The 24,389-nt window shown below is 28.3% G+C and carries 18 protein-coding genes; 15 read left to right on the forward strand and 3 right to left on the reverse strand.

The features are described 5' to 3' along the window. Positions 1–62: 62 nt before the first annotated feature. From CLSA_RS10730 to CLSA_RS10740, 3 genes are all read left to right on the forward strand, one after another. Complete coding sequence (locus tag CLSA_RS10730) at positions 63–2,006, forward strand: PTS fructose transporter subunit IIABC (protein WP_022746348.1); 1,944 nt, start codon at positions 63–65, stop codon at positions 2,004–2,006. Positions 2,007–2,501: 495 nt separating this feature from the next. Next, entirely contained in the window at positions 2,502–3,140 is a 639-nt protein-coding gene (locus CLSA_RS10735) for a hypothetical protein (protein WP_022746349.1), read from the forward strand. Positions 3,141–3,248: 108 nt separating this feature from the next. Next, a complete protein-coding gene (locus tag CLSA_RS10740) occupies positions 3,249–3,797 on the forward strand; it encodes a hemerythrin domain-containing protein (protein ID WP_022746350.1) in 549 nt (182 codons plus the stop codon). 89 nt (positions 3,798–3,886) lie between these two features. Here CLSA_RS10740 and CLSA_RS10745 read toward each other — a convergent pair. After that, positions 3,887–5,208, reverse strand: a protein-coding gene (locus tag CLSA_RS10745) for an IS3 family transposase (RefSeq protein ID WP_418235954.1) whose coding sequence is annotated in 2 segments (ribosomal slippage) — positions 3,887–4,827 and positions 4,827–5,208 — 1,323 coding nt in all. Because the reading frame shifts where the segments join, the coding sequence is not laid out codon by codon here. 240 nt (positions 5,209–5,448) lie between these two features. Here CLSA_RS10745 and nifJ point away from each other — a divergent pair. The 3 genes from nifJ (at position 5,449) to CLSA_RS10765 (ending at position 11,835) form a co-directional block, all read left to right on the forward strand. Next, positions 5,449–8,958, forward strand: a complete 3,510-nt coding sequence (nifJ, locus tag CLSA_RS10755) for a pyruvate:ferredoxin (flavodoxin) oxidoreductase (RefSeq protein WP_022746351.1) — start codon at positions 5,449–5,451, stop codon at positions 8,956–8,958. 303 nt (positions 8,959–9,261) lie between these two features. Continuing rightward, positions 9,262–11,112: a DUF342 domain-containing protein gene (locus CLSA_RS10760; RefSeq protein WP_022746352.1), complete on the forward strand. Its 1,851-nt coding sequence runs from the start codon at positions 9,262–9,264 to the stop codon at positions 11,110–11,112. A gap of 117 nt (positions 11,113–11,229) precedes the next feature. Then, the gene (locus tag CLSA_RS10765; protein ID WP_022746353.1) at positions 11,230–11,835 is read left to right on the forward strand and encodes a superoxide dismutase; all 606 of its coding nucleotides are present in this window, start codon (positions 11,230–11,232) and stop codon (positions 11,833–11,835) included. A 103-nt stretch (positions 11,836–11,938) separates the two neighbouring features. Here CLSA_RS10765 and CLSA_RS10770 read toward each other — a convergent pair whose 3' ends face one another. Together CLSA_RS10770 and CLSA_RS10775 are read right to left on the reverse strand one after the other, a co-directional pair. Beyond that, positions 11,939–12,934: a hypothetical protein gene (locus CLSA_RS10770; protein WP_022746354.1), complete on the reverse strand. Its 996-nt coding sequence runs from the start codon at positions 12,932–12,934 to the stop codon at positions 11,939–11,941. Between the two features lie 163 nt (positions 12,935–13,097). After that, on the reverse strand, positions 13,098–13,808 hold the full coding sequence (locus CLSA_RS10775; RefSeq protein WP_022746355.1) for a DUF434 domain-containing protein: 711 nt from the start codon (positions 13,806–13,808) through the stop codon (positions 13,098–13,100). Between the two features lie 597 nt (positions 13,809–14,405). On the opposite strand from CLSA_RS10775, the gene CLSA_RS10780 reads away from it, so the two are divergent. The 9 genes from CLSA_RS10780 to CLSA_RS10820 all read left to right on the forward strand — a co-directional run bounded on the left by CLSA_RS10780 (position 14,406) and on the right by CLSA_RS10820 (position 24,382). Further along, on the forward strand, positions 14,406–15,137 hold the full coding sequence (locus CLSA_RS10780; protein ID WP_022746356.1) for an ABC transporter ATP-binding protein: 732 nt from the start codon (positions 14,406–14,408) through the stop codon (positions 15,135–15,137). Beyond that, positions 15,124–16,758: a putative ABC transporter permease subunit gene (locus CLSA_RS10785; protein WP_022746357.1), complete on the forward strand. Its 1,635-nt coding sequence runs from the start codon at positions 15,124–15,126 to the stop codon at positions 16,756–16,758. The genes CLSA_RS10780 and CLSA_RS10785 overlap by 14 nt, the downstream gene beginning before the upstream one ends. A gap of 212 nt (positions 16,759–16,970) precedes the next feature. After that, positions 16,971–17,615: a pentapeptide repeat-containing protein gene (locus CLSA_RS10790; protein WP_041716238.1), complete on the forward strand. Its 645-nt coding sequence runs from the start codon at positions 16,971–16,973 to the stop codon at positions 17,613–17,615. Between the two features lie 240 nt (positions 17,616–17,855). After that, the gene (locus CLSA_RS10795) at positions 17,856–18,704 is read left to right on the forward strand and encodes a DegV family protein (RefSeq protein ID WP_022746359.1); all 849 of its coding nucleotides are present in this window, start codon (positions 17,856–17,858) and stop codon (positions 18,702–18,704) included. A 2-nt stretch (positions 18,705–18,706) separates the two neighbouring features. Next, positions 18,707–19,165, forward strand: coding sequence for a PadR family transcriptional regulator (locus tag CLSA_RS10800; RefSeq protein WP_022746360.1), 459 nt, complete (start codon positions 18,707–18,709; stop codon positions 19,163–19,165). Between the two features lie 317 nt (positions 19,166–19,482). Next, positions 19,483–20,700: a BaiN/RdsA family NAD(P)/FAD-dependent oxidoreductase gene (locus tag CLSA_RS10805; protein WP_022746361.1), complete on the forward strand. Its 1,218-nt coding sequence runs from the start codon at positions 19,483–19,485 to the stop codon at positions 20,698–20,700. A gap of 78 nt (positions 20,701–20,778) precedes the next feature. Further along, positions 20,779–21,435, forward strand: a complete 657-nt coding sequence (cmk, locus tag CLSA_RS10810; protein ID WP_041716239.1) for a (d)CMP kinase — start codon at positions 20,779–20,781, stop codon at positions 21,433–21,435. A 15-nt stretch (positions 21,436–21,450) separates the two neighbouring features. Then, positions 21,451–23,352, forward strand: a complete 1,902-nt coding sequence (locus CLSA_RS10815; protein WP_022746363.1) for a bifunctional 4-hydroxy-3-methylbut-2-enyl diphosphate reductase/30S ribosomal protein S1 — start codon at positions 21,451–21,453, stop codon at positions 23,350–23,352. 160 nt (positions 23,353–23,512) lie between these two features. Further along, positions 23,513–24,382: a GNAT family N-acetyltransferase gene (locus CLSA_RS10820; RefSeq protein WP_022746364.1), complete on the forward strand. Its 870-nt coding sequence runs from the start codon at positions 23,513–23,515 to the stop codon at positions 24,380–24,382. Positions 24,383–24,389: the final 7 nt, after the last annotated feature.

A 24,389-nucleotide genomic window follows, 5' to 3' on the forward strand; every position in this document is an offset into this window, starting at 1 on the left:
TTATTATAAAATATCAATTTAAAGGTTTACATTAAACAAAGGAATTAAGGGAGGAATATTTTATGAAAATAGTTGATCTATTACACAAACAAGGTATTAATTTAAATATTAGTCCAGCATCTAAAAATGAGTGTATTAATGAATTAGTCGACCTTATGGATAAAACAGGGAATTTAAATAATAAAGAAGAATATAAAAAAGCAATACTAGCTAGAGAAGAATTAAGTACTACAGGTATTGGAGATGGAATAGCAATACCTCATGGAAAAACTAAGGCTGTTAAACAAGCTTCACTTGCAGCTGCAGTAAGTAAGAAAGGCGTAGATTATGATTCATTAGATGGAATGCCAGCACACCTTTTCTTCATGATAGCAGTGCCAGATAATAGTGACAATTTACACTTAGAAGTTCTAGCAAGATTATCTACAATATTGATGGATGAAAGTTTTAGAACAAGTTTAATAAACTGTACTGATAAAGATGAATTCTTAAGATTAATAGATGAAAAAGAAGCTGAAAAATTTCCAGATGAACCTAGAAAAGAAGCTAGTGTAAGTAATGATGGTTATAGAGTATTGGCAGTAACTGCTTGCCCTACTGGAATCGCACATACTTATATGGCAGCTGAAAGTCTTGAAAACAAGGGTAAAGAAATGGGCGTTTCAATAAAAGTTGAAACAAACGGTTCTGGAGGAGCTAAGAATGTTTTAACTAAAGAAGAAATTAAAAATGCTGAATGTATAATTATAGCAGCTGATAAAAACGTTGAAATGGCAAGATTCGATGGGAAAAGAGTTATAAAAACTAAGGTGGCAGATGGAATTCATAAAGCTACTGAATTAATTGAAAAAGCTACAAATGGAAGTGCTCCAATTTATCATCACGAAGGTGGAAGTGAAGATAACTCAGAAATTGAAAGTGAAGGAATTGGACGTCAAATTTACAAACATCTTATGAATGGTGTATCTCATATGTTACCATTTGTTATAGGTGGAGGTATACTTATAGCTTTAGCATTCCTTTTCGATACATTTAACCCTGCAAATCCTAGTGGATTTGGATCAGGTACACCATTAGCAGCATTTTTCATGAAGGTTGGTGGTAGTTCATTTGGATTTATGTTACCTATACTTGCTGGTTATATAGCTATGAGTATTGCTGATAGACCAGGTTTAGCAGTTGGTTTTGTTGGTGGATTTATAGCTAAGGAAGGTATAACTTTTGCAAGTGCTTTTGATCCAAAAGTAGCAGTAGTTAGTGGCGGTTTCTTAGGCGCATTGTTCGCAGGTTTTCTTGCAGGTTATTTAGTGTTAGCATTAAAGAAAATCTTTAATGCATTACCAGAAACATTAGAAGGATTAAAACCAACATTGTTATATCCTGTATTTGGAATATTATTAGTTGGATTAATAATGATTGCTGTAAATCCTTTCTTCGGTGCAATTAATACTGGACTTACAAATGGCCTTAATTCAATGGGTGGAACAAGTAAAGTTCTTCTTGGAATAGTTGTTGCTGGTATGATGGCAATAGATATGGGTGGCCCTTTCAACAAAGCAGCATATGTATTTGGTACAGCATCTCTTAGTGCATCAATGGCTGCTGGAAACCAAAACGGTTTCTTAATAATGGCAGCTGTAATGGCTGGTGGTATGGTTCCACCACTTGCAATTGCATTATGTACAACATTCTTTGGAAATAGATTTACTGAAAATGAAAGAAAATCAGGTATAACAAATTATATCATGGGATTATCATTCATTACAGAAGGTGCAATACCTTTTGCAGCAGCAGATCCAATAAGAGTAATACCTTCTTGTATAGTTGGATCAGCTACAGCAGGTGCAATTTCAATGTTATTTAATTGTACACTAATGGCACCACATGGTGGAATATTCGTTGTTCCAGTTATAGGAAATCCATTTGGATATATTGCAGCAGTTGTAATAGGTGCGATAGTTGGTATGATTATAATGGCAATATTAAAGAAACCTATAAGAAAATAGTAATAATATAAATAATAAGTTCTAGTTTTGCTTAAAATAAGTTTAACTAGAACTTATTTTTATTAAGTATTATATTCTATTGAGTCTGTGCACGTGTAAAACATAAACTACCTGCCATGCTATACTGGAGATTGATATGTAAGTATCGTATTCACTAATTCAGAAAAGATTATTAATATAGATTTTTATAATTATCCCTAATTATCTGTTTTTACTTAAAAAATCAAAAAAACGAACAACTCTATATTAATATTTAAAATAAAAAAATTTAATTCTTTATTATAGTTTGTATCATATGTTACATAAATTCATAAATTATTATAGTATCATTAGTTCACAGATAGGTCATAATATTATTAATAATATTTGACGTCAAAAAAACGTCAAAAACTTTTGTAATATTTTGTTATACTTTACAAAATGCTTATAGGGATAAATATTAAAAAATGGCTTAACTGCAATATTTTTTTACATTTTAAATTAGGAGGATATGAAATGAGTTTATTTTTAGGAAAAATACATTATTGGTTATTTAATAAAATTTTATGGTTTGAAAGACTAGAAGATGAAATAATTAGTCTTGCAAAACAAGAAGGATTAAATATTGAAATTTTATCAAACGAAATAGAAAAAAAATATGGAGCTAAGCTTCCAAATAAACCTCTAGAAGATATGATTGATACAGGTAATATTCATGGATGGCTACAATCAAAAATACATTCTGCTGAAGGAAGAATGGCAGCATGGACAACTGAAATTATTAGAAACAATGAAAAATCAAAATCTAAAATGGAAGAAATATATACTTATCAAGGAACTAAAGCAGCTAGAGAAGTTATTGAAAATTCTGGCGAGCTTACAACTGCGGTAGATATATTTAATAGTATAAATGATTATATATTAGATGGAATGCCATGTGATAGAGTTAATGAAGTAATAACTTCGGAAGAAAATATAGTTGAATGGAGAAGAACAATCTGTGTTCATAAAGATATATGGAATGAAGCAAATGGAGATGTGGAATACTTCTATTATTTAAGAAATCTTTGGATTAAAGCATTTGTAAATGAGGTTAGTCCGGAATTTGAATATATAGAAAAAGAAAATGGCGTAATGGCAATACAAAAGTGCTAACTAAATATATTCGAAATAAAGATGGAACTTTAATAATTTAATATATTTATGCAATCTATTAAACATATAAATTGAACATATAAAGTATATGTTGGGAGGTAATGTCTGATGAATGCAGTAGATTTAATGGTAGAAGAACATGCATATATAAAACGCATGCTTAAGGTTGTACGAAAAGTCTGCTTTGAATCTTTAGAAAATCATAAGGTAAACTATGATGACTTTTACTTAATTATAGATTTTATTAGAAATTATGCAGATTGTCATCATCACAAAAAGGAAGAAAATTTTCTTTTCAATAAGATGGTAGAAAATCTTGGGGCATTAGGAGAAAAAACTGTAAAGTATGGAATGCTCGTGGAACATGATTTAGGAAGATACTATATAATGACTCTTGATAAATCACTAAAGGATTTAAAAAACGGAAACAAAGAAGCACTTTTAGATGTAATTGCAAATGCCATTAGTTATGCTGATTTATTAGAAAGACATATTGAAAAAGAAAATAATGTTATATATAAATTTGCACAAAGAGAGCTTGATGATCAAGTATTAAAATCTATAGATGATGATTGTTGTAAATTTGAAAGCAGTAACTTACATGTAAGAGATAAATATGTTTCGATTTTAGAAAAATTAGAACTAAAATATCTTTGAAGTAAAAAATATTTTTAAAAATAAAGGTAAGCTAAGTATAGAGATAAAAGAATAAAATGGTCCCTATGTCAAGGACATTTTGAAAAAGGCTAGGCAGCTAAAAGCTGGTCCCGATATTGAACAGGAGCCAGCTTTTTAAGTCCCCATTGGTATCTGTAATTATTATAGTAATCCATATAATTATTAATTGTTGATTCTAATTCGTAAAATGTTGTACAAATTTTTAAGTCTATTTCATCTTTCATATGTCCAAAAAATGATTCCTGCGGGGCGTTGTCCCAACAGTTTCCGCGTCTAGACATGGATTGTCCAATTTTATATTTCTTAAGAAGTTTTTGAAATCTAGGACTAGTGTAATGAACGCCTTGATCTGAATGAATAAAAACATCTTTATCAAGTAATTTTTTATGATTCCTCATCAGCTTTTTAACAGTTTCAGTAGCTATATCTAATGTAAGACTTTCTGAAAGATGATACGAGAGAATTTCATTTGTAGAAGCATCTTTAATAGTAGATAAATAGGCTCTATTAGATGCTCCATATGTTAAATAAGTTATATCAGTTAATAATACCTTACCGACCAAACCTTGTTTGAATTCCCTGTTCAAAGTATTAGGTAGAACTGTATGTTCTTTAGTAGCTTTCATCATTCTACGATAAGGGTTTGCCTTTCTAATTGGACACACAATATTATATTTTCTCATAATTCTTTGTATACACTTTCGATTTATTACTCTATTAAATTCATGTTCTAAAACCATTTTTATAGAGCGTGATCCTTTCTTGTAGCCTCTATGATTAAATGCTTTAAGAATTATATGCTTTAATTCTAAATCCTTTTCATCTTTAGAATTACGCTTATTACTTGAATTTAAATAATTATAATATCCTGATCTAGAGACTTCAGCTATTTTGCATAAATGAGAAATTATATTTTTATAACTGTATTTTGAAATTATACTCTGTATGATCTTGAATATTGATGTTGAACTTAATTTATTATTTTTCACCTGCCTTTCTTGCAGCTCGATTTTTTTAATAGTTCTGCCTCCGCTTTCCAATAAGCAATTTCAGCATCTTTTTTAGCTATTATTTCATTCACGGTTAGTTCACGTTTTAGTGGACGACCACTATTTAATTTTCGAGAATCTCTCAATCCAAGCGCTCCTGATTCATTATAAATATTACGCCATCTTTTACTTGCGCACCAAATTCTATTATTTCCAATAACATCTGTATCAAATCCTGCATCCTGAAAAATATGAATAGGTAGTTTACCTTTGCTACGCTCAGCGATAAAAAGTATTTTAAATTCATCTGTATACGTGATTGCTTTATTTGTGACGTTTTTTATATATTTATTCTTTGATAACAATTCAATTTCTTTATTAGTAAATAGTTTTTTACTCATTAGTTCACATCCTGACTGAATTTATACTTGATTTTATTGTACAAAAAAAGAACCTATAAAAATAGTCTTTTTTAAGTGTCTATTTCATAGGTTCCATTTTAGAAACTATACTTAGCTTATTTTTATTTTACCTTAGAATAAATACATAACAAACATTAAATTAGAGAATAATAAATCATATAAAAATAATAATTATTTTTTATTTATTATGTTTAAAATTAAGAAAATGAGGTAAATAAAATGAGAAAAATGAAAACTATGGATGGAAATACAGCTGCAGCATATATATCTTATGCATTTACAGAAGTAGCAGTAATTTTCCCTATAACTCCTTCATCTCCAATGGCTGAACATGTTGATGAATGGGTTTCGCAAGGTAAAAAAAATATTTTTGGTCAGCCTGTAAAAGTAGTTGAAATGCAATCAGAAGCAGGGGCCGCTGGAGCTTTACATGGAAGTTTACAGGCTGGAGCTCTTTCAACTACATATACAGCATCGCAAGGTCTATTACTTATGATACCTAATATGTATAAAATAGCAGGAGAGATGTTACCATGTGTTATTCATGTTGCAGCTAGGGCATTAGCCACATCTTCACTAAATATTTTTGGAGACCATCAAGATGTTATGGCAGCTAGGCAGACAGGATTTGCAATGCTTGCTGAAGGTTCTATTCAAGAAGTTATGGATTTAAGTGGGGTTGCACATTTAGCTACTATAAAATCTAGAATACCATTTATGAATTTTTTTGATGGATTTAGAACATCGCATGAAATTCAAAAAATCGAAATGATAGATCAAGATGAATTGGCAGGATTAGTGGATTATGATGTTGTTAAAGCATTTAGAGAAAATAGTTTGAATCCAAATCATCCAGTTACACGAGGGACAGCTCAAAATCCAGACATATATTTTCAAACTAGAGAAGCTGTAAATCAATATTATGAAAATGTTCCTGATATTGTTGAAAAATACATGAGTGAAATAACTAAGCTTACTGGTAGAGAATATCATTGTTTTGATTATTATGGAGCTAAGGATGCAGATAGAATAATAATAGCTATGGGATCTGTAACAGATGTAATTGAAGAAACAATTGATTATTTAAATGCTAATAAGCAAAGTGTAGGATTAATTAAGGTCAGACTATACAGACCATTTTCTATAAAGAAGTTATTAAAAGCTATACCAAAAAGCGTAAAAAAAATAGCTGTTTTAGATAGAACTAAGGAACCAGGCTGTGTTGGTGAACCTTTATACTTAGATGTAATAAGTAGTTATTTAGGTAAGGAAGATGCACCAGTAATTGTAGGTGGAAGATTTGGACTTGGGTCAAAGGATCCAACACCAGCTCATATAGCTGCAGTATATGATGAATTAGCTCAAGAAAATCCAAGGAATGGATTTACTATTGGAATAATTGATGATGTTACAAATACATCATTAAAACCACTTGAACATATTGATGCTACACCAGAAGGAATAACATCATGTAAGTTCTGGGGATTAGGTTCAGATGGTACTGTTGGAGCTAATAAGAGTGCAATCAAAATTATTGGAGATCATACAGATATGTATGCTCAAGGATACTTTGATTATGATTCACGAAAATCTGGTGGTATAACAGTATCACATTTAAGATTTGGAAAAAATCCAATAAAATCACGTTACTTAATTGATAATGCCGATTTTATTGCTTGCCATAACCAATCATACGTGTATAAATATCATGTATTAAGGGGACTTAAGAAAAATTCTAAATTCTTATTAAATACAATTTGGAATAGTGAAGAATTAGATGAACGATTACCAGCACCTATGAAACGATTCATTGCAGAAAATAATATAGAATTTTATACAATAAATGCAGTAAAAATAGCTCAAGATATTGGACTTGGCGGAAGAATTAACATGATAATGCAAGCAGCATTTTTCAAACTAGCCAATATAATTCCAATTGAAGATGCTGTTAAGTATTTAAAAGAAGCAGTTGTAACATCTTATGGTAAAAAGGGCGAAAAAGTAGTTAATATGAACAATGAAGCAATAGATGCAGGAATAAAAGGATTAGTTAAAATTAAAGTGCCTGAAAATTGGAAAATTGCTAAAGAAGAGAATAATGAACTTAGAGAAGATTTACCAAAGTTTATCAAAGAAATAGTAAGACCTATGAATAGATTAGAAGGTGATGCTATTCCAGTTTCGACTTTTATTAAAAATAAAGTTGATGATGGTACATTTATGCATGGAACTACATCTTACGAGAAAAGAGGCATAGCGTTAAACGTTCCAGAGTGGATACCTGAAAGATGTATACAATGTAATCAATGTTCTTATGTATGTCCACATGCATGTATACGTCCATTTTTATTAAATGAGAGTGAAAAAGAAAAAGCACCTGAAAGTATAAAGTTAGTAGAACCAAAGGCAATTAAGAGTGAAGAAAAGCTATATTATACAATTGGAGTAACACCACTTGATTGTACTGGATGTGGAAATTGCGCTCAAGTTTGCCCAGCGCCGGGGAAGGCTTTGATAATGAAATCACAAGACAGCCAACATGAACAAATTGAAGTTTGGAATTATACTCTTGAAAAAGTTACTAAGAGGAATCCAATGGATAAAAAAACTGTTAAGGGAAGTCAATTTGAAAGACCACTTCTTGAATACAGCGGTGCATGTGCAGGTTGTGGTGAAACTCCATATGCAAAACTTGTAACTCAACTTTTTGGAGATCGAATGATGATAGCAAATGCTACAGGATGTTCATCAATTTGGGCAGCTGGTGCACCAGCAACTGCATATACAATTAATCAAGAAGGCCATGGACCAGCTTGGGCTAATTCATTATTTGAAGATAATGCTGAATTTGGATATGGAATGTATTTAGGAGTTACAACTATTCGTGAAAGAATTGCTAGCAATGTTCAAATGGCTCTTGATAATGATTTAGATGATCAGACTAAGTCAATATTAAAGGAATGGCTAGACAACAAAGATGTAGGAGAAGGTTCAAGAGAAAGATCAGAAAAAGTTATTGAAGCTCTTGAAAATGACAGAAGTGAAATAGGGGATATAATTTTAGCAGATAAAGAATTTTTAATTAAGAGATCTCAATGGATTTTTGGTGGTGATGGATGGGCTTATGACATTGGATATGGTGGATTAGATCATGTTCTTGCTAGTAATGAAAATGTTAATGTATTAGTATTTGATACAGAAGTATATTCAAATACTGGTGGTCAATCATCAAAATCAACTCCTACAGCAGCTATAGCTAAATTTGCATCAAGTGGAAAGAGGACTAAGAAAAAAGATTTAGGAATGATAGCAATGACTTATGGATATGTGTATGTGGCACAAATTGCAATGGGCGCTGATAAGAATCAGGCTATTAAAGCAATAACAGAGGCTGAAGCTTATGATGGACCATCACTAATTATTGCATATTCTACATGTATAAATCATGGTATAAAAATTGGAATGTCAAATACACAAGAAGAAGAAAAGAAGGCAGTTGATTGTGGTTATTGGGATCTTTATAGATATAATCCAGCTTTAAAAGGAGAAAAAAATCCATTTACACTAGATTCAAAAGAACCTAAAGGTAATTTTAGAGATTTTCTAATGGGTGAAATAAGATATGCCTCTCTTGCTAAGGCATTTCCAGAAGAAGCAGAAAAATTATTCGAAAAGACTGAAAGAGAAGCTATAGAAAGATTAGAAAATTATAAAAAATTAACATACTAATAAATGAATTACGAACTGAAATTGAGGGTAGAGTTATTATATTTGATTATAACTCTACCCTCTTTAATCTAAAATTATTTATAGAGTTTTAATTAACTCAAGTATAAGATTTTCAATAACACTAAACTTAATATAAACACGATTGAATATAAGTCAATATTTTAATAAATTTATTTTTTAATATTGTAAAATTTAAAGTACTAGCAAATTTATAAAATATTTTGTTATAATGTGGATAAAAATATACATAATGTAATCGATTAATGTTATAATATAATAAATGGAAGTCAAGGGGCTGATAATATGGGAAAAATAAGTTCAATGTTCTTACAAAAAAACTTAAATACTAAGACAGAAGATAGCGATAATTATAACTTAAAAGAAACTAATAAATGTGATAAAATGCAAACAGTGGTTGGAGCAAAAGTCGAGAATGGAAAGATAATTGTTTGTAAAAAACCATCTGATAATGACTCTGAAACTGTAACAATAAAATCTTGTGATGGTATTGAGTTGTTGATTAATGGACAACCTTGTGACAATAAAACGTTATATACTATTACAGAATTAGATAAAATTGAATATATAAGCAAAAAAACTGAAGCTATAAGAAATTTCAATATAGAAACTTCTGAAGATAAAATGAAATGCTATGTAATAGTTGAATACATTCCAGAATACACATATGAACTTGTAGATAAGTCAATTCATAGGAATCTGGCACTAAAAACTAAAAGAGTTGAAGGTAATTATCCAAATAAATATACAATTTCAGAAGCTAAAGAAATTCTTAAAAAAAATAATATTATTGAAGGAATTATTTATAGAAATCTTATAGAAGCATGTTCTTCTTTAAAGTGCGAAAATATGTTAATTGCAACTGGAATTCCAGCAGTTGATGATAAGCCAACTGAGATTAAAATATTATTTGATCTTGAAGAGAAAAAAGTATTAAATGAATTATCCGAAGATAAGATAGATTATAAAAATCTATATTCTATTGCTAATATAGAAGCGGGACAACTTTTAGCTGAAATAATACCTAGTGAAATAGGTAAAGATGGTAAAAATATATGTGGAGAAATATTGAAACGAAAAAGTATAAAAGACAAGCCTATCAAAATTGGTGAGGGGTGTAAAATAGACAATGATAAAATAATTGCCACTAAAACAGGAAGACCATGCTGCAAAAAAGGTATTGTAAGTGTAAATAGTGTATACTCAATTGATAATGTTGATTTAAAGTCAGGAAATATACGTTTTTCAGGAAATGTTGACATTTCAGAATGCATTAGTGAAGGGATGGAGGTTAAAGCAGGAAATGCTGTAAATGTAGTTAAAAACATAGATAGCGCTAAAGTTGTAGCTAGTGGAGAAATAAATGTAAAGGGAAATGTCATAAATTCTACTTTATTCACAGGACAAATAGACATGGAAAAAAAATTATATTTAGATAATTTAAAAGAATATAATTCAATATTAGAACAAATAATTCATACAGTTAATGAAGTATTAGAATCTAATAATAATTTTAAAAAAATTGGAGAAATAGTTAAAATTCTTATCGAAAAAAGGTTTAAAACTATACCAAAGTTGTCTTTAAACATAATAACTCATAGTATTTGTGAAGATGATGGAAATATCGAATTGGTTAACTTTATAAGAAATAAAATGATGGCATTAAATGTATTAAAAATAAAATCTTTAGAGGAGCTCAGTCAACTTAAAGAATTATTGGAGAATGAAATTGATTTTTTTAGTGATGGTATCATAGTTCCAGCAGATATAAAAATAGGATACTGTCAAGATTGTGTAATAAAATCCACAGGTAATATTATTATAGATGGTAAAGGAGAATACGTTTCTACATTAACAGCATTAGAAAATATAGAATTTACTCAAAAAGATTCCGTTGCTAGAGGAGGTATTATATCTGCTGGAAAAAATATAAAGCTTGGAATAGTCGGAAGCCCTGCTGGCGTTGTAACACGATTGGAAGTTGCTAAAACTGGTATAATAACTGCTAATATAGCATATATTAATACTGTTTTTTGTTTTGATAAAAAATCAAGAATATTAGATGTATCTGGAAAAGATATTAAGGCATATATGAAAGAAGATGGAGAAATTATAATTGAAAAGTTTGCTTTATAAATTGATATGACGTGTAAAGTTAAAGATAAATTAAAATAGTTTTTTCATAACAATGTAATTATTCTTATGGAGTTTTGTATATATATACTATAGTATTTTAAGAGGAGATAGATATATATGAAATATGACAAAATTGAATTACCATACTCGTATAATGCCCTTGAACCGTATATTGATGAAGAAACTATAAGGATACATTACACAAAACATTTACAAGCTTATGTAGATAAGTTAAACAAGGCGCTAGAAGGTTATGAAAAATTCACAAATGGAAAAACTTTAGAAGAAATACTTTCAAATATAAGTAAGATTCCTAAAAGCATTAGACAAACAGTTATAAATCAAGGGGGAGGAGTGGCAAATCATAACTTATACTTTTCAATTCTTTCACCTTACCCCAAAAAATATCCTGAAGGCAAGCTGTTGAAGGAAATAAATAAAGCATTTGGAACTTTAGATAATTTAAAAGAAGAAATTAATAATGTATCAATAAATCAATTTGGTTCGGGATATGGATGGCTTGTTAGGGATAAACATGGAAAACTAAAAGTTTTAAATACACTAAATCAAAATACTCCATTAAGTTGTGGCTTTACACCTATATTAACAATCGATATTTGGGAGCATGCGTACTATCTAAAATATAAAAATTTACGAGCTGAGTATGTTAAGAACATATGGAATATAATTAATTGGGAGAAAGTTGAAGAACTATATAAATAACGAATCAAATAAAGTCTCGTGTTAATTCACAATTGAATTAACACGAGATTTTATTTTGAGTTGTTATTTATAAATTTATTATTATTATTTTAATTGCCTATTACTATACAGAGTAAGATTTCCAGTTATTATTTATTTTTTCTTCTCTAATTGAATAACTTATTCCGGTATAATTGTCTGAAGATGAATCTAATGATTTAAGTTTAGAATCAAATAAGTTAGAAAAGTTTTCAAGCAATTCAGGAATTAGTTTTGGTGATGATTTAAAAATTTCAAGTTGTGAATATCTATTATTGTTCATAACTGACTTATATGCATCAATACTTGCCTTATTAGCTAGTTCATTTATTTGTTTTTTTAGACTTGTATTGTAATCACTTGGATATTTTATCTCTAAAATAATTCTATACCCCATGTTTCTGGCCTTTAAGCAAGGTATATTGCTTTCTATCTTATCATCAACTACATACCCAACAGTTTGAGTTATAAAATCTTCTTTTATTTCTGGAACATCTATTGATGCTAAAATATGAGTATATATATCTTTAGTGCCGCTTAAAGAAAATTCTTTATTTGTATTTTGTAATAATTTATTAGCACTTCTATAATTGCTACAATCATCACAATTATTTTCTGAAGTTGATCTATAGCATACAAAAGAATCAATTCTCCTTAAATCTATACCGAAATAAACCCATCGTCCACGAAACCATCTAAATCCAGATACAGAAATTTTATCAACACTAAGCAAGAATGCCCAATAACTTCTACCACTTGTTTCCCAAATGTATGTGTATTTAAATAGACAGAACTTTATTGAGTTCTGGCTTACAGCTTTAGTTCCAGGAGCAGCTCCAGTTTGAGTGAATTTTTGAACTCCTTTATCATTTTTTTTAGGAGTATAATTAGGTGGTGGACTTTTAGGCATTCCAGGAGGATTGAATGATCCGCCTGGATAATTAAAACCAGGTGAAGGATTACCACCTTGAGGGAATCTGTCGTCATCTGGTGATATAAAAAATGATTTTTCTTTATTGAAAGAATCAAAGTTTGTAAATTTAATATCATCTTCATAAGTAGTATCGTTACTATCTAACATTTATATTTTACTCCTCATTTATTAGTTATAAATAATATATTCAAAAAAACTAAATTGTTGTATTTTTTTTATCAAAAGAAATACCAATTATAATATTATATACAAGAGTAATAAAGAATTTTAAAGTAATTATTTTATTATTAAATAAAGTTAATTTATTATTTTAAATTTTAAAATCTATATAGGAAGTATTAGGTAATTCTTCATTCATGATCTCATATACTAAGTTAATCCAACTATCACATGTATTTAAGATAATTCCATCACTAGTTACAACGTAACTTAATTTACTCAAGATAACATCTGCATTAGGCACAAGATTAACTTCTAATTCAAAATTATATATAGATAAAACTTCTAAAATTTTTTGTTTTAATCTTCCAGTATTTGAAACAGGTGAATCTAAATAAAATATTACTTTTCTGGGTTTCATTTTATTGAGCTTTAAACCTATTAAGTTTATTGCAATATCTGTTTTATCAATTAGTTTGTATGTTCCACGAAGTCCAGCTAAATCTCTAATTGTTCCATCCATACCTCTAATTAAAGTAGAGTTAGAAAGTGCTACCTCAAGTGTAATTATTATGTTTAATCCATCAATATGTATTGTATTATTTTTATATCCATTTATTATTTTATGATTCTCTCTTTTTTTAAAATCATCATAAGAGCATAAACTTCTTTTTAAAGCTAACCTCTGCCTTGCTGAAAAAAGAAAATGATTACCTATAAATTCAATAGTTTTATCAATCTTATAGCCTCTATTTAATAAAAAACAAATGTCCTTTTGTGCTTTCTTCAATAAATCTATATTTGTATTATTAAATTCAGTTTTATCAGAAGAAACAAAACCTCTTTTTACTATTTGTGTCATAATAAATTATTTTCCTCCTAATCCTATATATAATTTAACATATATAAAGAGTACTAAGCTTAATTATTCTCTTTATTATATATTTGATTTTTTAGCATAAACATAGAATAATCCTTTAGTAATACTATGTGAATAATTCTGATAATTATTAAAACTTTTTATTAGCATAAGATACTTTAATATGCAAAGAATAACTAATAATAAAACATATATTAAGGCTTATTATAATGTATTTTACCTTTTGTAAAAAATAATAAAACTAGTGAGGGCCTCATTAAATGAGGTTTTTTAGTCTTTAGAACATTTGTTCGACAAAGGAATTGCTTTTGTGATTGTAAGAAAAGATATATTAAAAGTTGCACCTTTATCTTTAGAAATTTTAATATATCTTTTCCCGTGATGCCACTCTACAATACTCTGTTCTATAGAAAGTCATAAACCATATCAGCCTTTTAATTTTACTGTTGATTTATCAACACTATCAAATATTTATTATATAAATCAAAGCTAAAACTCAAAGTTCTATTAATTTTAAGTATTATTTAAGATATTAAACTAGTAAGATCTGATATAATATATCAAATAGGAGGGGAATAAATGATAAATATAGAAAATATAACAAAAAGTTATAATGGAAAATACAAAGCAGTAGATAATTTAAATTTAGAAATTAAAGAAGGTGAAATTTATGGGTTGCTTGGTCCGAATGGTGCAGGTAAAACAACAACAATTAAAATGATAACTGGAATAATAGCACCATCAAAAGGCAAAATAGAAATAAACAAGATTGACATTAGCAAGGAACCAATTAAGGCTAAGGAGCAATTTGGATATGTTCCAGATAATCCTGATATGTTTTTAAGATTGACAGGAATAGAATATTTGAACTTTATGGCAGATGTATATAATGTTTCACAAGAAGATAGAACATCAAGAATAAAAGATATGTCAAAAAGATTCGAAATGAATTCTGCAATTGGTGATAAAATACAAACTTACTCACATGGAATGAGGCAAAAGATAATATTAATGGGAGTAATGGTACATAATCCAAGAGTGTGGATTCTTGATGAACCAATGACAGGATTAGATCCAAAATCAGCATTTATACTAAAAGAAATGATGAGAGAGCATGCGGATGCAGGTAATACAGTAATTTTTTCTACTCATGTGTTAGAGGTTGCTGAAAAAGTGTGTGATAAGGTAGCTATAATTAATAAAGGGCAATTAATATTTAATGGAACTTTAAGTGAGTTGAGAGATGAATTTAAAGAAAATGAATCATTAGAAGAAATGTTTTTGGAGATTACTGAAGATGAAAAGGCTTAAGATAATAACAAAATATTTTATAAGAAATGCTCTTGATGAAATGTTCGCTGGTAGTAAGCTTAAACCAGTTTTTATAGTTATTCTTATGATTTTTACGGTTAGTATGCTATCGATGCCGTTTACAATTATGGTTGGTGAATCATATAAATCATTCCATTCTATGGGACAAGAAGGAACATTATTAGCTACAGTATTATCACTTGGATCAGCTGTCTTTTTTTTCTTTGGTATATATACAATAATGAATGTATTTTATTTTTCTCAGGATATAGAGGTAATATTACCACTGCCTTTTAAAAGTAGTGAAATAGTATTTGGTAAATTTGCTGCAGTATTAATTAATATGTATATTTATGATGCAATGATGATTTTGCCACTTGCAGCTTATGGAATTGTATCAAGTGCAAATTTGACGTATTATATATATGCAATAATTGTGCTTATTGTAACACCTATACTTCCAATGATTTTTGCTTCAGTTATATGTATGATACTTATGAGGTTTACAACTTTATCTAAGCATAAGGATGCTTTTAAAATGCTAACTGGATGTTTATCATTGATTATTATTATTTTGTTTAATTACTTTACTTCAGGTTCAGGGAGAAATATGAATTCAGATCAAATTCTAAAAAAACTTTCAGAAGGCAATAATAGTGTTATGGATATGACAATAGGAATCTTTTTAACAAATAAGTTTTCAGCTTATGCATTAGTATACAATAATGAATTGAAAGGTTTATTATATATTTTATTATCTTTAGCTTTAAGTATTTTAATATTCATTTTATACTATTACATTGGGGGTAAATTGTATCTTAAAGGGATAGTAGGAATTTCAGAATCTTATAGTAGAAGAGAAGATATTATTAAGAATGGAAAAGCTTCTAAATTAATTCGAACCAATTCACCATTAAAAGCGTTAATTAAAAGAGATATTAAAGTTTTACTTAGGACACCTCAATTTTTTGTTAACTGTGTTGCAATGATATTTTATATGCCTGCGATACTTGGCATGACAATGTTCTCTGGTGATAATTTATCAAAATATAGAGTTCTATTAAATCAAGGAACAAGTTGGTATTCAATAACTATAGCAGTTTCATTCATAGGTGGAACCATATGCATAATGACTGGTGGAGCAGCATCAACAGCACTTTCCAGAGAAGGAAAAGATTTTATAGTATCAAAGTATATACCAATTGACTATAAAATTCAGTTATATTCTAAGATTTTATCATCTCTTTGCATAAATGAAATTGGAGCAATAATAATAGCTTTAGGATTAATATTAGTAAAAGCTAGCCCAATATTATTGCTACTAGGAATTATTTCAGCAATTGGATCGATTGTATTAATAACTTTCTTTGGTCTATATTTAGACTTTAGATCTCCTAAGTTAAGTTGGGATAATGAAAGGGCTATGTTAAAAAGCAATTATATGCCATTAATTATTATGCTTATAGCATTTATATTAGGTGTTATTCTTGTACTTGCATCTATATTTTTAAAAAATTATATAATAATATTTATTATAGCAATGGCTATAATATTAATAGGAAGTTCTATATTATATAAGATGTTAGTAAAACTTGCTTATAAAGTTTATTGTGAAATTTAATAATGTGAAAAGCGCACGACAAAAATTAAAATTTGTCGTGTGTTTTGTTTTTTGTATTAAAGTTTGTTTTATTATAAAAATATATAGATTTAATTATATTTGTGAATATTCATTTATATGGAATAGTTTATATTATTAGTTTATAATTAGTACAAATTAAAAAAGAATTATAACATTATTTTTTGAAATTATATATGAAAGTGGGCGAAGAGATGTCTGATTTAATCAAAGTATTGAAACCTAAATTAGAAATTTTATTTAATGAAAATAAAAATGTAGATCATAAACTAGTAACAGAGAGATATCTAGCAAATTATTCTTTAGAAAATTATAAATTGAATAATATAGAACAAGAAAGAGTTGAAATAAACTCCTGTCATTTTATAAATGTTGTTTTTGATGAATGTTCTTTTAATAATATAGATATGATAGATGTAGTATTTGAAAATTGTGATTTATCAAATGTTGATTTTTCAGATGGAAGTCTGCACAGAATTGAATTTAAAGACTGCAAACTTATTGGAACTAACTTTTCAGGATGTAACCTACAGAATATTTTATTTGAAAATGTTCTTGGAAGATATTCAAATTTTAGTTATTCTAAAATGAAATCAATTAATTTCAAATCTTGTAATATTCAAGGAGCTGTATTTTTAGAATGTAGTTTTAATAAAATCGCATTTAAGGAATGCAATATAAGTGGCGGAGAATTCACAAATACATATTTGAAGAATATAGATTTTAGGGATAGCGATATATCTGAAATATTACTTACAGGAAAGGAATTAAAAGATGCAATAATATCGCCTCTTCAAGCGGTTGAACTTTGCAAACTTCTTGGCGTAATAATTAAATAGAAATTAGGCACATGAAATAAAATAACAAGTCCAAAATGTCATGATTATTTTGCATCAGGCAAGGAAGTGGATTTGTCTCATAGCAGGCTATTAGAGGAATCCACTAACGCAGCATGATGCAAAATAGGCTTGGCAGATGGGCTTGTTATTTTTTTTGAATGTGCCTTATATCATTATTGCTAATTATATCAATAGTGATATAATTAAAATTATAAATTTTTAATATAAGGAGGCATGATAATGGAAAAGATAGCATTGATAACAGATAGTGCTTCTGACATTAGTGTTGAACTTTTAAAAGAAAATAATATAAAATTACTACCTTTTAAAGTTATATATAGTGAAGGGGAATATGAAGATAGAACTGAAATAACGCCTAAAATGATGTATGAGCGTTTATCTACTGAAATTCCTAAAACATCATTACCAAGTATAGAAAAAATACATACTACTCTTAAGAATGTTGTGGATGAGGGATATACTCATGCTATTATAATTACAATATCAAAAGCTTTTTCAGGAACTTATAATGCTGTGAGGTTAGTATGTCAAGAATTCTCAGACCTCGAGACTTTTATCTTTGACTCAAAAACTTTGACTATGGCTCAAGGGGCTATGGTTTTAGAAACTGCAAATCTAATAAAAGAAGGAAAGTCATTTAGAGAAATATGTAAAATCCTACCTACATTTAGAGAAAAAATTGACTTGTTTTTTACATTAGATACTTTAGAATATCTTCAAAAGGGTGGTAGAATTGGTAAAGTTGCAGGAACAATTGGAAACCTTTTAAATGTTAAGCCAATAATAACTGTAGCTGATGATGGTACTTATAGAACTGCTGCAAAAGTAAGAGGCTCAAAACAAGCAGTATCAAAAATGACTAATATATTTAAAGGATATTTAGAAAAACATAAATACAAAGCCTGGATTTTAGATGGATATGGTGAGGATAAAGTTGAAGCATTATATAAAGAAATAAAGGATTTACCAAATGTTGTTGAATGTACTTTAGCAGGAACAATAGGCCCTGCGCTTGGAGTAAATACTGGCCCTGGTTTAGTGGGTCTTGCAATAGAAAAGGTAGATTGAATATGAGTGGCAAATTGGATTTTCAAAGCATAGAAGATATAAAAGCAGAGGAAAAAAGATTATATGAGGAATATAAAAATAAAGTTGCTGCTTTAAAAAAAGCTAAGCAGGAAAAAAAATCAGGTACTCAAATTTTTACAAAAGGATTGTTACCTATATATGTATTATATATTTTATCTTTAGGTCCAACTAACGGAAATGAAATATCACATAAAATTGGTGTTAGAACAAAAGGAAAATGGACCCCTAGCACAGGCGGAATTTATCCGCTTTTGAAAAGGTTAGAAACTGACGAGCTTATTGAGGGACAATGGGATGATATTGATAAGAAATTCCAAAAGACATATTATTTAACTGAAAAAGGATACAAGGAATTAGAAAATAAAAAATTGATCTTAAAATCTAAAATACAGGAATCCCTAGAAGTATTTAATGTAATATATAATGATCTGTATAGATAAATTTTAATTTGAAATTGAAATGTGTTAATAGATGGCTGGGCTATAAATCAATTTTCATTATATATACTTATTAAGTTGGATTAAATTCGACATATTTAGTATAATGAAAAAGTTATGACATTTAAGGCACAATCAAAAAAATAATAGACCAGTATGCTTGCATATTCCATGTCATACTACGTCAACAAATTGTGCTAATAGACCCACTATGAGCATAAATTCTCTCCTTGTATGACAAGAAATATGCATCGCATCTTTGGTTTATTATTTTTATGATTATGCCTAAAGAAATACAATTAAGGAGCTGATTTTAAAAATTGAGTAAAGTTATTGTTATAGGAGCAGGACCTGCTGGTATGATGGCTGCTATAGAGGCATCAAAAAATCACGAAGTGATATTATTAGATGGTAATGAAAGAATTGGGAAAAAGCTTTTTATTACAGGTAAAGGAAGATGTAATGTTACTAATGCAAAAGATATATCAGAATTTTTTGAGTACATACCAGGTAATCCTCATTTTCTATACAGTTCATTATATAGTTTTACAAATGATGATACTATGAATTTCTTTGAGAAAGAAGGAATTAAATTAAAAGTTGAAAGAGGAGATAGAGTTTTTCCACAATCAGATAAGTCTTCAGATATAATACGTGGATTATCAAATGCATTAAGCAGAACAAATGTTAAAATTAGATTAAACTCAAAAGTAACAGATATTAAATTTAAAGATAAAAAAATAACTGAACTTATGATAAACAATGAAGAAAGTTTAGTTGGAGATTATTATATTATGGCAACAGGAGGAGCATCATATCCTCTTACTGGTTCTAGAGGGGAAGGGCAGGAATTTGCAAAAAAATTAGGGCATAATATAATTCCGCTTACTCCAGCTCTTGTTCCAATTGAAATAAAAGATTCTAAGACAAGAGAACTTATGGGATTGTCGTTAAGAAATGTAGAAATTGTTATTAAGGAAAATGATAAAAAAGTAGTATATAAGAATTTTGGAGAAATGTTATTTACGCATTTTGGAGTTTCAGGACCACTTGTATTAAGTGGAAGTAGATTTATAAAGAAGGATAAAGAATACAAATTACATATTGATTTAAAACCTGCTCTAAATTTAGGAGAATTAGATAAGAGAGTTCAAAAAGATTTTAATAAGTATTTAAATAAAGACTTTAAAAATTCGTTGGATGAATTACTACCTCAAAAATTAATTCCAACTGTTATTGAACTGAGTGGTATTTCTGAAACTAAGAAAGTAAATGAAATAACTAAAGAGGAAAGAAAGAAATTAGTTAATGTAATTAAAGATTTAACGTATGATATTAAAGGTTTAAGACCACTTGCAGAAGGAATAGTTACAGCAGGTGGAGTTGATATAAAAGAAATAGATCCTTCAACGATGAAATCAAAAATAATTAGCAATCTTTCCTTTTGTGGAGAAGTAATGGATGTAGATGCCTTTACCGGTGGGTATAATGTTCAAATAGCTTTTGCAACAGGATTTATAGCTGGAAATAATATTTAATCCTTGTTAGAAAGAGTTAAAAATTGTATAATCTTATTGTAAGCGAAAACTATGAGGCGAAGAAATGAGGCGGATAATTTGAAAATTTCAGTAGCAATAGATGGACCAGCAGGAGCGGGTAAAAGCACAATTGCCAAACTAGTTGGTAAGGAATATAACCTTATGTACATAAATACAGGAGCAATGTATAGGGCAGTTGCTTTAAAAGCTAAGGAGAACGGTTTATCTTCAAATAAAGTCGATGAAATATGTAAATTAATAAGCAAAATGGAAATGCATTTTGAAAATGATGATTTAATAGTTGATGGAGAAAATATTCAAGAAAAGATAACTATGCCAGAAATAAGCAATATAGTATCAAATTATGCTAGTATTCCAGAAGTTAGATCAATACTTGTAAAACTTCAAAGAGATATGTCAAATAAATTTGATGTTATTATGGATGGTAGGGACATTGGAACTGTTGTACTTAAAGATGCGAGCTTTAAATTCTTTTTGACAGCTAGTGCTGATGAAAGAGCAAATAGAAGATTTAAAGAATTACAAAAGAGAAATATAGAATGTTCATATGACCAAATTCTAAAAGATATAATAGATAGAGATTATAAAGATACTCATAGACCAACTGATCCATTAAAAAAAGCTGATGATGCTATAGAAATAGATAGCACCAAACTTGATATTAATGGAGTTGTAGAAAAAATTAATGAGTACATAAGAAAAGGGAAAAAATAAGGAGATACAAAAGCGATGAGGGAAGTAGTTTTAGCAAATAATGCTGGGTTTTGCTTTGGAGTTCAGAGAGCTGTTAAAGAAGCTCTTAAAATTCAAAAGGAACATAATGCAAAAATTTATACATTAGGTCCCTTAATACATAATAACGATGTAGTTAAATTCTTAGAAGAAAATAATATATTTTCTATAGAATTAAATGAAGTGGATCAATTAAATAAAGGCGATGTAATTGTTATAAGATCTCATGGAGTTCCTGAAGAAATTTTGACTATGCTGGAAGAAAAACAATTTGAAGTTGTAAATGCAACCTGTCCTTTTGTTACAAATATTCAAAAGAAGGTTAAGAAATATTCCAAGGAAGGTTATCATATAGTAATATTAGGTGATAAAAATCATCCAGAAGTTATAGGAATAAATGGATGGTGTAATCATAAAGCTATAATCACTAAAGATGGTACTTTTGAGGAAGATATTCCACAGAAGGTTTGTGTAGTATCCCAAACTACTGAGAAATTAAAAAATTGGGAGAATACTTTAAAAAACTTATCAAAAGTAAAAGAACTAATATCTTTTAATACTATTTGTGCAGCTACTGATGTTAGACAAAGAAGTACAGAAAAAGTTTCTCAAGAAGTAGATGCGATGATTGTCATTGGAGGAAAAAATAGTTCTAATACTACTAAATTGTATCAAATTGCAAAAGAAAATTGTGAACAAACAATTCATATAGAAAATTTAACAGAACTACCAGAGGATTTTATTAATAATAATATAAAAAAAATAGGAGTTACAGCTGGTGCATCAACACCAGATTGGATTATTAGGGAGGTACTTAATACTATGAATGCAGAAAATAATAATTTTGAAGATCAATTATCATTAATGAATGAGCTAGATAAAAGATTTGCTATTGGAGATGAAGTTGAAGGAGAAATACTTTCTAAAACTAGAGATTCTATATTAGTTTCATTAGTAGGATATAAGAGTGATGGTGTTATATCTTTTTCTGAGTTATCAGCAAAAGAAGATCCAATAGAATTAGCAGAAAAACTTAATGTAGGTGATACTATTAAAGCAAAAGTTATAAAGCTTCAAAATAGTGATGGATATGTAGTTTTATCTAGATTAGAATATGAAAGAGAAGAAGCCTTTAAAGAACTTGAAGAACTATTTACTCAAGGAAAAACTTTTGAAATAACTATTAGAGAAGCTAAGGAAAAAGGATTAGTAGCAAACTATAAAGGGGTTAGAATCTTTGTACCTGCTTCACAAATCGATAATAAATTTACTAAAGATAAAGAATCATATGTTGGAAAGACAATAGAAGTTAAATTAATTGATTTTTCTTTAAAAAATCCTATAAAAATTGTAGCATCAAGAAGAATATTAATTGAAGCTGAGAAAAATGAACAAGATGTTAAAGCTTGGGAAAGTTTTAACTTAGGAGATGTAGTTAAAGGTGAAGTTAAGAGATTTACAAACTTTGGAGCATTTGTTGAAATAAATGGAATCGATGGATTATTACATTTATCACAAATTTCTTGGAGTCATGTTAAGAAAGCTGAAGACATTTTAAAAGAAGGTCAAATAATAGAAGTTAAAATTATTGGTCTTGATAAAGAAGCTAAGAAATTATCTTTAAGTATGAAGGAATTAATGCCAAAGCCTTGGGATAATGTTAAAGAAAAATATCCTGAAGATTCAATAGTTCTTGGAAAAGTAGTAAGACTTAATGATTTTGGCGCTTTTGTAGAATTAGAACCTGGAGTAGATGGATTAGTTCATATCTCTAAAATATCTCATAATAGAATAGAGCATCCTTCAGAAGTTTTAAAGGTAGGTCAAGAAATTAAAGCTAAAATACTAAGTGTTGATGAAGAAAACAAAAGAATCAGCTTAAGCATAAAAGATATTTAATCTAAAAATAAATATTTATTAATTTAAATTATATGAATATCGTATATATAGAATGTGCTATATATACGATATTTTTTGGTAATAATTGGTGATTTGTTGGTTGACTAGAATACATATAAGAATTATAATTTACTTATTAAAGAAGAAACGGAGAAACTTTATGATTTTGGTTGAAAATTTATCACTTTTTAATATCGAATCTTTTAAAAAACTGTACAATGCAAATGAAAATGCTTATATATGCGATAAAGATTTTTTTGAAATATACAATGATGAATGTTTTATATTAAAATATATTATTAGAAAGCAAATTAAATTATTTAAAATAAAAGATGAGTATATAGGATATATTTGGTATGAATATCCATCTAATCGAGGTTTAAGTAATATCTATGCGTTATATGTAAAAGATGAGTATTTGGAATTAATAGACATATCTTTATTAGCGTCACTAAAAAGTTGTGCACTCAAGTTTGATACTACAGATAATTTGAAAACAAGATATATTATGAATAAATTACAATTTAATAGTGAATGTGAAACAATTTTAATGAGAATAGCTAGTATAAATTGCTATAATAATCTTTATGATACATCATTAAGTTTTAAGCATTTTAAGAAAAAAAGAGATGAAAAATTAAGATGCGATATACAAAATTCAATATTCAATGATAAAGGAAGAACTCCGTTAACAATAAATGATATTTACGCAGAAGAAGATGAATCGTATTATATAGATGATTATTCAGTATTTTTATACAATGATTATGATGATCCAGTAGGCTATGGTCAAATAATTTACAACAAAGGTATATATACGATAGTTAACTTTGGAATTCTAAGCGAGTATAGAAATAAAGGATACGGAGAATCGTTAGTTAAATATTTAATTAAGTTATGTTATGAAGATTCTATAGATAGAGTGTATATTAGAGTAGAGAAGACAAACTACATAGCATTAGCTCTATATAATAAAATTGGCTTTAGGGAATGTGGTTTGTTTACAACTTGGTATAAAGGAATAGGTTAAATTATAA

The sequence above is a fragment of the Clostridium saccharobutylicum DSM 13864 genome (assembly GCF_000473995.1).
Lineage (GTDB): Bacteria > Bacillota > Clostridia > Clostridiales > Clostridiaceae > Clostridium > Clostridium saccharobutylicum.